The 12,580-nt window shown below is 33.7% G+C and carries 10 protein-coding genes and 1 pseudogene; 8 read left to right on the top strand and 3 right to left on the bottom strand.

The features are described 5' to 3' along the window. Nucleotides 1-20 precede the first annotated feature (20 nt). On the bottom strand, nt 21-2,900 hold the full coding sequence (locus tag OCV48_RS04125) for a DNA methyltransferase (RefSeq protein WP_147591236.1): 2,880 nt from the start codon (nt 2,898-2,900) through the stop codon (nt 21-23). A 203-nt stretch (nt 2,901-3,103) separates the two neighbouring features. Between OCV48_RS04125 and OCV48_RS04120 the strand changes: the two genes are divergently transcribed. Next, nucleotides 3,104-5,287 carry a DUF262 domain-containing protein gene (locus tag OCV48_RS04120; protein WP_262558923.1) on the top strand — a complete coding sequence of 728 codons (2,184 nt, stop codon included), beginning with the start codon at nt 3,104-3,106 and terminating at the stop codon, nt 5,285-5,287. Between the two features lie 174 nt (nt 5,288-5,461). On the opposite strand, the gene OCV48_RS04115 is transcribed toward OCV48_RS04120, so the two are convergent. Continuing rightward, nucleotides 5,462-6,706, bottom strand: coding sequence for an IS256 family transposase (locus OCV48_RS04115; protein ID WP_147591234.1), 1,245 nt, complete (start codon nt 6,704-6,706; stop codon nt 5,462-5,464). 199 nt (nt 6,707-6,905) lie between these two features. On the opposite strand from OCV48_RS04115, the gene OCV48_RS04110 reads away from it, so the two are divergent. Both OCV48_RS04110 and OCV48_RS04105 read left to right on the top strand, forming a co-directional pair. Further along, nucleotides 6,906-7,196 carry a hypothetical protein gene (locus OCV48_RS04110; protein ID WP_262558919.1) on the top strand — a complete coding sequence of 97 codons (291 nt, stop codon included), beginning with the start codon at nt 6,906-6,908 and terminating at the stop codon, nt 7,194-7,196. A gap of 554 nt (nt 7,197-7,750) precedes the next feature. After that, entirely contained in the window at nt 7,751-8,038 is a 288-nt protein-coding gene (locus OCV48_RS04105) for a helix-turn-helix domain-containing protein (protein WP_394803232.1), read from the top strand. Here OCV48_RS04105 and OCV48_RS04100 read toward each other — a convergent pair. Further along, nucleotides 7,931-8,278: a UPF0236 family transposase-like protein gene (locus tag OCV48_RS04100; RefSeq protein ID WP_147591233.1), complete on the bottom strand. Its 348-nt coding sequence runs from the start codon at nt 8,276-8,278 to the stop codon at nt 7,931-7,933. The genes OCV48_RS04105 and OCV48_RS04100 overlap by 108 nt on opposite strands. A gap of 409 nt (nt 8,279-8,687) precedes the next feature. On the opposite strand from OCV48_RS04100, the gene OCV48_RS14035 reads away from it, so the two are divergent. The 5 genes and pseudogenes from OCV48_RS14035 (at nt 8,688) to OCV48_RS04070 (ending at nt 12,556) form a co-directional block, all read left to right on the top strand. Then, nucleotides 8,688-9,008, top strand: a complete 321-nt coding sequence (locus OCV48_RS14035; RefSeq protein WP_394803231.1) for a hypothetical protein — start codon at nt 8,688-8,690, stop codon at nt 9,006-9,008. A gap of 42 nt (nt 9,009-9,050) precedes the next feature. Then, nucleotides 9,051-9,476, top strand: coding sequence for a GNAT family N-acetyltransferase (locus tag OCV48_RS04090; RefSeq protein ID WP_147591232.1), 426 nt, complete (start codon nt 9,051-9,053; stop codon nt 9,474-9,476). A gap of 83 nt (nt 9,477-9,559) precedes the next feature. Then, nucleotides 9,560-10,798, top strand: a pseudogene (locus OCV48_RS04085) (MATE family efflux transporter). A gap of 681 nt (nt 10,799-11,479) precedes the next feature. Beyond that, on the top strand, nt 11,480-12,037 hold the full coding sequence (locus OCV48_RS04075) for an alpha/beta hydrolase (RefSeq protein WP_147591231.1): 558 nt from the start codon (nt 11,480-11,482) through the stop codon (nt 12,035-12,037). 27 nt (nt 12,038-12,064) lie between these two features. Further along, the gene (locus OCV48_RS04070) at nt 12,065-12,556 is read left to right on the top strand and encodes a hypothetical protein (RefSeq protein WP_147591230.1); all 492 of its coding nucleotides are present in this window, start codon (nt 12,065-12,067) and stop codon (nt 12,554-12,556) included. Nucleotides 12,557-12,580: the final 24 nt, after the last annotated feature.

Below are 12,580 nucleotides of genomic sequence, written 5' to 3'. Positions count from 1 at the left end.
AGGATTTCCTCGCATTTTTGTTATCTCCATTTGGCTATAGAAGAATCCCAAGTTAAATGTTTTTCGAAAATATCAACAAGGGAAGAATATTTGCTGGATAGCTTTTCCAACCAGCCATTTTGAATCAGAATTTCCATAAGTCCGTTATCGTATAATTCAGGAGTAAATAACGAACCATTCGATTTTACCATATATTTAGCTTGACGAATTATATTGTGTTCAATTTCGGATACATCTTCCTCTGCATTATGATATATAGGAGCGTCACTTTTGGAAAAAATCAGTATAGAATCACCATTTAATGATTTCTTAGGACTAATAATGTTCTTTAATGTGACAGTTTTATCAACATGTATTTGGGTAATAAATCTAAAACAGTTTTTTTCCAAAATTGATATTAGCTCGTTCCAAACATTTAAATTGCAATCGTGGAAATATAAACATAAATAATGATTGGTTTTTAACTTGTGTAAACACATATTAAAAACTAAATCTAATAAATGAAAATAATCATCTCTGTTTTTGCTTCGAGATGGTGCGGAAGATACAATTATTTCATCATTTAGATTATAATCTAGATTTAAAAATGGTTTGTATAATTGCATATATTCCGAATATAAAACTTGTTCGAGGTAGGGCGGATCCGTAATGATTAAGTCAACACCATTGTCAGGTATATCCTGTTCTGTAATCAACTGGCTACCTTTCTGCATAAGCAAACATTTTCCGGGTGAAAGCATATTGTAGGATTCAACTATTTGCGAATTCGCATAATTTTCTTTCATAAACGGAATGACATCATAAAATTTCTTGATCTTTTTTGTGTATATTTCAATAATATTTTTTTCAACACAATCTGTTTTAGGTATCCATAGTGGCCATTGTGAATTTGAATGCTTGTCAGTTATTTTGCATAAATGAAGTATAGACATAAGGATATACTTCAAAATATTTTGATATGCAGGTTCGTACTTATTAATGATGTTCAGTATCTCGTCTAAAACAGATATATTACGCCCTGAAAAAATATTTTTTATATCATCATTTTTAGCTACGGCTATTTTTGAATTATATAGCAAACTAGTGCTTGTAACATTTTCAAGTTTTCGTATTGTGTTAAATTTAATATAATCCATTTTATCAGGCGACTTAACCCCCTTTTTAGTACAGCTGCAACTATAATTTATAGTTTTTATTATTACATTAGAACTGGTACGTTCGGGTTTATCAAAAATCACCTTTGATATGGTTCCAACAGCATTGCACTTAGGACAAGTTGTTTCGTAATAATGACCTAAAGAATTAAGTTCTTGAATAAACTTTTCAAGAGTATTTTTTATATCAGGAGTGGCATTAATAGATAGTAAAAGTTTGGAAATAAACAATGGCATATCATTAATGTCACAGCCTATAGCGCAACGAGATAAGTCGCTTTTGATTGCTTCAAGTGTTGTTACTCCGGAGCCGAGAAAAGGATCAAAAACAACGTCACCTTTATTTGACAAGGCATCTATTAAAACGTCACATATATTGAAGGATTTCTGAGACCAATACATATGTGAGTTATACATTGGGTTGTTTTTTGTAGGCGTTAATTTACATAATTGATTTTTTAAAGAATCAATGTTAACTTGATTAATGTTCTTCTCTCCACACAATATTAGGTATTCCAAAACCTTTTTTTGCTTGCTGTTACGATGATTAGCATGGTTATAATCTTGCGTTACAACATTAACACGAGCATTGGTATAGTGTTTTTTGGCAAGTTCGATTAATTCATCAATAGAAATAGTGTATCTATCTGTAGCTTGGTTTTCTCTGTCTTGAGGGTAAGCATAGCTAATGGCTAAATTAGTGTTGTTATGTGCACAAAAACTAATTAAGTTTTCCAAGGATTGCTTTGCAGAACTACGCTGACTTAGTTTGGATTGGTAACGCCCTTCTGTATACAAACCCTTTGTATATCCATTTTTTGTAATAGTCAATTTTGGGTATTCATATTTGGCAGCAACGTTCAATAAATGATAATATCTTGAATATTGCATATCTGTATATGGAGGATCCGCATATACTAAGCCCACATTTGAAAAAATCCTTTGGTCTAATAAATCTTCAAAATTTGAATTAAAAACCATATTCTTTCCCGAAAACTTGGAAAGAGGAATTGTTATATATTCTTTGAACTTTTTTACAAATAACTCATAAACATTTTTTTTGCGTTGAATAAACAGGCGAGCTTTGTTTTTTTCAAGACTGAGTGGTTGTGCCATATGCCCATCTTTAGAAAAAACAGTTTCTTTCATAGCATAAAACAAGCATGAAAGAAGGGCGTTTCTATATTGTGGGAAACGTAAATTAATTATTTTTATGAGACAATCAATATCAAGGGCTTGATTTATTCCATAATAGTTAGTTGCATAGTACGTTGTAAACAAATAGAAGTCGTGTGTCTGCTTTACGCTGTCTACAGTTAATTTATTTTTGGTTATACCAGAATATTGATTATTCCAGACAGTTGGATATAGGTTATATAAAGCAATTAATTGTTCATAGTTTTCTTTATCAAGAGCAAGTTGTTCTTTTTTGACAAAGTCTATAACAGGTTTTGCGTGTTTTTTTATTGTAGTAGTGTATTCAATATCTAATGAACTGATAAGTTCGGTTGCAGAGTTAATGTCTGGTTGATTTAATATTGCATCAGCAATTATACTTGCATAACTTTCAGTATCATTAGCATATACTTGGTAATTATCTCTGAACATGTTACTGACAGCTGCGGAACCGGAAAAAATATCCAATATAGCTTTGCCATCTTGTATATAAGGTTCTATATTTTTTTTTATAAAACTACTAAGGTTGTTTTTACTTCCTTGATAGTTTAAAACAGTGAAGTTCTCCATGATATATTCCTCCGTGCTCTATTATAATGAGTGGAATGAAAAAAAACAATCACAAATAAAAAAATATGGAAAATAATTTGCATCGAGAAAATGAAGGCAAGATGCAATAGTATATGGTATAATAGAAACAGAAAATAATAAAGAAAGTAAAAAAGGGACAAATAGTTAGCAAGTAGACAATGAAAAAGTAGGAGAGGATGAAAATGGCACAAAAAATACTTGATCCACATATGTGGAATTTGGAAACACTTTTTGAATTAATATATGAAGTTCCGGTTTATCAACGACCTTATTCATGGGATAAGGAGCAGATAGAAGTACTTCTTACTGATATAAGCGAGGCATTTAATGCAGAAGATAGGGAAGATGGATATTATACAGGAAACATCATTGTGTATGATATAAACAATAAAGTAAATGGCAGAATATCGAGATATGATATTATAGATGGACAACAACGTATTACGACTTTTTCTTTGATTTTGCTTGTGGTATATTCGTTAGCACTAATCAGTGGTGTTCCTGAAAAGGATTTAACATTAAATAGAGTTAAGGGAGCACTGTGGAAAGTAGTAAATCGAGAATATAAGAAGAATTTGCCGGTAGTTACATTGAACAGTATTGAAAAAAAGTGTTTTTCTGATTTGTTTAATAAAGGTTTTGATAATGCAAAAGACCTTGAACAATATTGCAAGGAATATAAAACATCATCAAAGTTTGAGGAGCGAGTGATACATAATTACTTATTTATAACGGAGAAACTCAAGAGTATGTTAATGAAAACGGATTGCTCTATAATCTTGGATTATGCAGAATATTTGTTGCAATATGTACAATTCATTGTTGTTGAGGCCAATTGTAAAAAGGGAAAGGTGTTTTCTATGTTTGAATCAATTAATAGTAAAGGAAAAAAACTTGACGATATTGACTTGATAAAAACATATATATTTTCAAAACTTGATGAAAGTGATTACGCTACATATTTAGATAAATGGGGACAGTTAATAATAAAAACAAATGATAATTTATACGATTATCTCTATAATTTTATAAAAGCTTATTTGTGTTTTTATAGACAGAATATTTCGGTGGAGAATTTTAAAACAATTGCTACTCGTGATATGATGCCTTATTACAAGGTTTCAACAAAAAAAGAAGCTTTTAAGAAGTTATTAGATGATATGTATAATAAGGTTGATTACTATATTATGTTGTCAGATACAGATAAGGCAAATAACCTTATAAAGAATAATAAGTTTAGATTTTATTATAAAATATTTACAGAAGTTTCATATAAGCACCCTAAAGCATTGTTTTTGAGAATGCTTGTTGATTATAGTGAAGGCAAAATTGCTAAGGATGACGTGGTAGAAATTGTAACTGAAACGGTGGGATTTATGGTGAAGTTCCTTACTATTAGTGATAGAGATAGCAAAGATGCAATTACTATGTTTTCAAGTATTATGAATGAAATATACGATAACAAAGCGGTCATAAAAGATAATGTTATAACTTCTCTAGCTTTTGAGTATTTGAATAAAGGAATTACATCAGAGAAATTAAAAGCAGAGTTAATGGGAATAGATGCATATAATCAAAACAAGAAACTTACATGTGCATTATTGGCGTTATATGAATCAACAACTGTTTCAAAGGGTATTCCAGTTATTTCGTATGATCAAGCTTATACCTTATTTGACTCATTTAGTGATGCATTCAGTTTGGACCATTTGCTAGTGCAGACACCGAAAATCGAGGATGCAAAATACAAATATTATAAAGATGAGAATACCAATACTTTAGTTCTTAAACCAGGACATGATTTTCCAAAAGATATTGTTGTTGAGGGAATGGATTATGATACTTTCATAAGTCAAATATTAAATAAAATAGGAAATCTAAGAATTTATTATAGAGACAAAAATTCTGGAAGACAAAATACCGCAATAGAGTTAAAGGAATACAATTCTTTTACTATGTACTCAAATATTAAAGAGAGAGGCAAAGAAATGGTTGAGATTATATTGGATTATTGTATGCCCCAACCCAAAATTGATTTGGGTGCTATACAGAAGAGCAGTAAGAAAAGAACAGAAGCGGCATTCCCTAAAATGGACAAGTTAATTGAGTTCAATTTAGTAAAGCCAGGCGATAAACTTTATATTACAGTTAACTCGTGTGATGCAAAAGATTCAGAAGCAGAGTTGTTAGATGATAAATATGTGATGTATAAAGGGGAAAAAATGACAATAAACAATTGGGGATGTAAAGTGACGGGGTGGAAATCAATACGAATATATGACAATGTTGCTATTGTGGGTCAAACAGAGACTTTGCATGAAAAAAGATTAAAATATATGAGTGAACATAATGAAGCTGCTAGATAATAAAATATTCGAGACTATGAAGAAAAGTCTGTAAATAATAATCTTCTATGATAATGATTGAACTGGAAGCACTAAATTGGAGCTTCCAGCTCTTGTTTTATATATACGACATGATTTCAGGCATGTCAAGAGCGGACGTCAAAGACGTCCTTCTCATCATGCATACAGATTCTGCTATTCTGGGAGTCTTCCCTCGTACATAATGCTGAGTTCACCGTAGATCTGTCCCCAGTTCCGAATGCTCATAGTCCATTTTTTAGTGGCCTCGAAAGTTGTCAGGTACAGGGCTTTCAGGAGCACTGTATCACTAGGAAATACGCTTCTCTGGCGGTTGAGCTTACGGTAGGTAGAATTCAGACTTTCGATTGCATTGACCGTGTAAATAACCTTTCTGACATCCGGTGAGAACTTGAAAATCGGCGTTATTGCATCCCAGTTATCATACCAGCGTTTCATAGAATTCGGGTATTTTGTGGTCCATTTTTCAGTAACGCGATCCAGAGCCAGTCTAGCCTTTTCTTCATCGGAAGCATGGTAAATCGTTTTTAGGTCGGAAGCGAACGCTTTTCTGTCCTTATCTGGAACATATTTTAGAGTGTTTCTTACCTGATGTACAATACATCTCAGATACTCCGTTTTGGGGAATGCAGCGGCAATTGCCTCTTTAATACCACTAAGACCGTCAGCACAGATAATCAGGATATCTTTTACACCACGATTCTTCAGCTCATTCAGGACAGACAGCCAGTATTTTGAACTTTCATTATCACCGACAGTGCTTGAAAGAACCTCTTTTTTCCCTTCTGTATTGATGTCAAGAATGACGTAGGTAGCCAGCTTTCTGATCACTCCATTATCGCGTACGGAATAATGGATGGCATCTATATAGAGGATTGGATATACCTCATTCGGCGGTCGATTTTGCCAGTCTTCGATCTGAGGCAGAATTTTATCTGTAACGTCTGAAATAAAGCCTTCTGATGTTTCAAAACCGTAGATATCTTCGATGGTTTCGGATATTTGCCGGGTCGTCATCCCTTTCGCATACATGGAAATAATCTTCTGATCGATATCAGAAATATCCTTCTGACGTTTCTTTACAATCTGTGGCTCAAATGTCGATTTGCGGTCCTGTGGAACATCGATATACATGCTGCCATAGCTGCTGTTTACACGCTTTGATTTATATCCATTGTGGTAATCATCGCTATCAGATTGTTCAGATTTCTGGTAGCCAAGATGATCATCCATTTCTGCTTCCATCATCTCTTTGATGGTGCCGCCAAGCAGATCCTTAAGAGCATCCTGGATATCTTCAGCGGTTTCAATATCATACTCCTGAAGAAGTTGCTGAATGATGTTTCGCTTTCCTTCTGCCATTACTACTTTGTGTACAGGTTTCTTTTCTCTTCTTGCCATAATAAAAGGCCTCCTATGATTTATATTTTACCATAGAAGACCTTGCTGTTATTAGAGATGTCTTGGCTAAAATGTTATTGATAATTTTTATTTCGGTAAAAATTAGTCTCCAAACCTGAGAAACAATAAATGCACGGATAATCTGATTTTTCAGATTCAGCTAAGAAGGTGACAGTATTGTCCGCTATCTGGTGCGTGGTTGCTGCTATGGAATTCAGGTAGAAAGGAGATAATAGTCATGGCAAAAGGTGTATCATCTAAGACACACAGTCAAAAAGAATTGGATAATTACGCTAATCAGCATAATCCAAACAACAAGGCCTACAAGGCAAGAGTTGCTAATGATCAGGCGACTAAGAAACAGTCCAAGAAAGCATCGGCAAATCAAGCTAAGAAGCGTGCAAAACGCCAGGCTGAATTCGAGGCGGAATATGGTGTCATGTATCCGCTTGATTGGATGTGTTACAGCAATCCATATGATTTTGACTAATCATGAAAGTAAGAGAGCATCAATCGATTATAGTTGATGCTTTTTTGTTGTAGTTTTTAATTTTGAGAAAGAGCTTCTAGTGCAGTTGCATTAGGGGCTTTTTTTAATGCGCGCATTTTCAAAGTTCAGTCGACGGGGCTTTGAAAGGACAGCTAAATACAAAGAAACCAAAAACAAATTTTTAAGAAAACAGGAGGATTTTATTATGGCATTTTTCAACTCAGCAGTAGGCGTACTTCAGACACTCGTTATCGCACGGAAAGCACCACCAAAATGATAAAATGGGGGCAAAAAGCGCCACCACATATAATAAACAAAGGGTTCAAGGGAAAAATCCCTTGCTAGAACAGCATTTGGATGGAGACATCTCTAATGCGTATCTAGCCGTCAACCTAAGAAGTATCAAAGCCACCAAGCCAGCAGATAAATTATGTAACATTTCCTGCTGGTTAATTAATTTGAATAAAGATTAAACATTGCTCAATTGTGCAATCTATATGAATCTGATATGCTGAGTATACAAAAGCTTTTGAATTATTTAGGAGATGAAGCAAATGGATATAGGCGTTGTTATAAAAAAATATATAAAAGAAGCTGGTATGACGCAGGAGGAGATGGCAAACAGATTAGGCGTGACGACACCGGCTGTAAACAAATGGGAGAATAGTAATTCCAAGCAGGATATTGAACTGCTGGCACCAATTGCGAGACTGCTTGATATTTCACTTGATACATTACTTTCTTTTCATGAAAACACTATAATAATACGAATTAATAAGCTCTTTTCTAACGGAGCATCCTTCCGATTCTTTCTTGCATTCATAAATATATATCAGTTTTGAAATAAAGCTTTTATTATCTTTTGAATTATTTGCATTACCATGCTGTTCTGCTATATGATCTTCGTCAGCCTCAATAAATAAGTAATCCACTGTTTTAACTTCTTTTGGTGCTTCATATGGTACCTCATCTGCGAGACTATAAACCTTATTCATCACTGTAGTTTTAGTTATTCTTTGTTTTGATGACAACACTCTTGTTGCTTCGTTGTAGCTGGTTTTAAGAGCCTCTGTAAGCAACATAACTTCAGCCTTTTCTAAAGAATAGAAATCTTTAGGATTTTTAAAAAATTTACCTTCTGCTTCAAAAAGGGTATTAACTAATGTTTCTAATAATGATATAATGTTTATGAGAGTAGTATCCTTTGTTATTGTTTTTTTGGTTGAAACTATTATATCAAAGGTTTAACGATTACTCTCACTTTTTTATTTATTCAACTGACAAAAATTTTACTCTATTTGTATCAATGCAGTAAATTAAATATAAGTGAACATATAAAGCATACGATAGATGACGAGCGTTTGAAAGAAAATGGTGGAGGAAATTACTGAAAAGAGTTACTTAACTAGTTAACACGCAATTGGTAGAAGAAAAAATGAGAAGATTCCGGGGACAAGGAATGAATATCATATTGTAAAACAAAAGGAATACATGTTAAATGATGGAATCCATGAGGCAATCATATCAGAAAAAATGTGGAATCAGGCATACAGAAAGTGTCAGAAAACAGGTGTTTTACAGGTAAAAACGCATAGCACCCTACATGAGCATAATTTATCCGGAATTATTAAATGCCCTGTCTGTAGAAGGGGTATGCAGGGCAATTCGACGACTGTCGCGACAGACTTGGAACTTGTTCCAAGTCCTAATTTATCTAAAAATGAAGAAAGTAGGCAGCCGCAGTGTCTAGAAGATAAGAAGAGTGCAATTGTGGAGGCATTGAAGCATTTTAAGATGATTCAACAGAAATAAAATAAGTTTGATAAATCGGAAGTAGAAGGAGAGTTTTTTGCTATGATTAGAGAATTACGAAAAGCAGATATCAATATAGTTGCAGACATATGGTTGGATACCAATATAAAGGCCCATTATTTTATCCCGGCTCAATATTGGAAAAAAAATTTGGAACTTGTGAAAGAACTGTTGCTGCAGGCAACTGTCTATGTCTATGAAGATAATTATGAGATACAGGGCTTTATCGGAATGAATGGTGAATATATAGAAGGTATTTTTGTTTCTGAGGCAATGCAGTCGCAGGGCATTGGTAAAATTCTGCTGAATTATGTAAAGGATACAAGTAGCAAACTTCTTTTAAATGTATATCAAAAAAATATACCGGCCATATCTTTTTATCAGAGAGAAGGATTTGAGATTCAATATAGTGGACTGGATGAAACTACCGGGGAAAAAGATTATTTAATGGTATGGCAGCAGAAATAGAAATTCTAATTTGATAAAATTTATAAATTGGAGTTTTATATACGATTGAGATAATTCTAGCAAATACAGTACTCCACCAGATTATGATTGGACAATTAGGTGAGACTAACATATCGGCAGTTGGATTATGTGGTAATTTTTCTTTTATTTTTTCGGTGGTAATCGGTGCGGTAAGCACGGTTGCGGGGATATTAATCGCACAGTTTATTGGTGCTGAAGATACAGAAGAGGCATAGTGCGGCTTTGACGTAAGTCTTATTTGTGGGATATTAATATCGGGAATATTCATGCTGACTGCCGGATGCTTTTCAACTCAGATTCTCGGACTTTATACTACAGATGCAAGTATTATAAACACAGGTACAGTATATTTCAGAATTATAGCTTTTTCATATATACCAATGGCAATAAGCAATATTTTATCATCATGGCTGCGATGCAGAGAACACGCTGTTATACCATTTCTAGCAAGCTTTGGAGCGGTTGGTGTAAATACAGGACTTAATTATCTGCTGATATTTGGAACATTCGGATTTCCATGTATGGGAATAAAGGGCGCTGCGATTGCAACACTTATTTCACAGTTGTTTAATCTTGGAGTTATTGCTGCCGGATTTGCCATATGTATCAGGAAAGATGGAGATAAACCGGTATGGTCAGTGCATTTCAGTAAAATTACTATTAAGGACTATTTTATTATGATTATGCCGATTCTCATCAGTGAATTTTTATGGAGCCTTGGACAGAATGTTGAATCAGCAGTATATGGACATCTAGGAACTTCTAACCTGGCGGCTTATACACTTACCTGCCCTATACAGGAGCTTATCGTAGGAGCACTTAGCGGATTGTCAGCTGCTGCTGGGGTAATGGTTGGCAAGCGACTTGGCAGGAAAGAGTATGATGAGGCTTACACAGAGTCAAAAAAGATTATGTATGCAGGTCTGGCTGGTGCAGTTGTGGTGTCTACATTACTTATTACAATGGCAGGAGTCTATACTAAACTGTACCATGTGGATGATAACGTAAAAGCACTTGGAAAGATACTGCTTATTGTATTTGCACTATATGCACCGGTCAAGGTTGAAAATATGATTCTTGGCGGTGGGATTATCAGAAGCGGCGGCAATACCAAAATTATCATGGTGATTGATATTGTTGGCACATGGTGCATCGGAATTCCACTGTGTCTGCTTGCAGCACATGTATTTAAGTGGGGCATAGTTGGTGTGTATACACTGCTAACTACGGAAGAAATATTCAGGCTTGTTGTATCGCTGATTATTTTTAAGAAACGCAAGTGGATGATTAGTTTATCGTAGTAAACTCCTGATAGATATTAAATTATATTTAAATGTATCGTCTGATTTTATCCCCAATTTTCAAAATCCAATACAGTTATGGAGATGTTAAGATTGGGTGTTTTTGTTGTACAAGTTAATAAAGAAAGCATTGTAGTCAACATGAAATATTTCAGCAAGTGCAATAAGTTCTGAAACGCGAATGTTATATGATCCGCATTAGATTTGTGAATAGCTGCTTCTTGAAATATCAAGTCCTTTTAATTGCATACGTGCAACAGTTTGTTCCTGAGTAAGATGTGATTGTTTGCGTAATTTACGAATATTATTACCTAATGAGATATCGTGTTTGATTTTTTGGGTCATTAATGTAACTCCAATCATAAAATTTGCAATGAATAAATTGCATTTGCATTGATTTTAGTTTGAATTAAAGGCATAATTGCAACACATAGATTGCAAAATAAAATTTGTAAAAAGTTATTACGGAGGAAAAATGAATATTTATAAACTAACTACACAACAGAAAAATATTTTATAAGAGAATATGGTGGGGTGTAATTAATTTGAATAATTTGCTATATTTGTATATAATATAACCGGCAGCAGGCTGGAACACTATTGGGAATTTGAATCAAAATATATAAACCAGCCATTAGAATAACATTGGAATAAACCGGTCAGAAATGAGGATTAAAGTAGATGAAAAAGAAGATTGCAGTATTATTTCCGGGAATCGGATATCATACAGACAAGCCTTTGCTTTATTATAGTAGAAAATTGGCAATGGAGCGTGGATATGAAATTGCCGAGGTAAAATATGGAGAATTGCCAGTTAATGTGAAAGGAAATGCTAAGAAGATGTTAGAAGCATTTAATAAGGCATTGCAGTATTCAAAAGAGCAATTAGATAAGATTGATTTTAATGTATATGATGAAGTGCTGTTTATATCAAAGAGTGTGGGAACTGCTGTTGCAGCAGCCTATGCGAAAAATAATAAGATAAATGCACGTCAGATATATTACACACCGGTTGCAGAATCATTTGAGGTAATCGGTGAAAATGGAATTGTATTTCATGGGACATCCGACCCATGGGTAGATACAGAGATAGTCAGAAATGAATGTGAAAAAAGAAATCTTCCATTATATATTACAGAGAATGCTAATCATTCAATGGAGACAGGAAATGTTGAAAAGGATATTGTAATTATGGAAGAAATAATGAAAAAGACTGCAGAATATATGGATGCAAAATAAAATTGTTTTGAAGAAATGAGGTATAATATGAGCTTTAAATCAGTAAATGAAGTTGAAAAATTTAGATATGATGATTGTTGTATAGTTAAAAGAAAAGATACTGAAGCGGATTTGGTATTAGAGGTCGAAGCCCTTATTGTTAAAGGGAATAACTCACAGAATACTAATTATACTGAAAGTTATGCAGATGTGACACAAATTATTTTCAAAGATGCAACGATTGTTAAAGGTATTAAAGATGGAATGAGAAGATATGATGCAGATGATAATCTTATTGAAGAAATTAAGGATATTGACTTAGATGATACAACTCTTAATCAATTGTGTAATAATCTTTCGGGAATGTATCTTCAGGGAATTGAGCGCATAAAAGATGCGGATGACTATGTGCTTCTTGTTGAAAAGGCAAATGAAGATCCATATGATACTTTGCCATCTGACACTTATCAGATTAATGTGCATTGTGGAGATGTAATAGTTAAATGGGACAGATATCTTAATAAGGTACAGCAGATGTAATTAAAAAATACAGAAAAGGACTTA

Origin of the sequence: Bovifimicola ammoniilytica (assembly GCF_025567085.1) — a bacterium.
Taxonomy (GTDB): domain Bacteria; phylum Bacillota; class Clostridia; order Lachnospirales; family Lachnospiraceae; genus Bovifimicola; species Bovifimicola ammoniilytica.
Note: the sequence above shows the minus strand (reverse complement) of the source record. Positions and strands in the feature narration are given on the sequence as shown.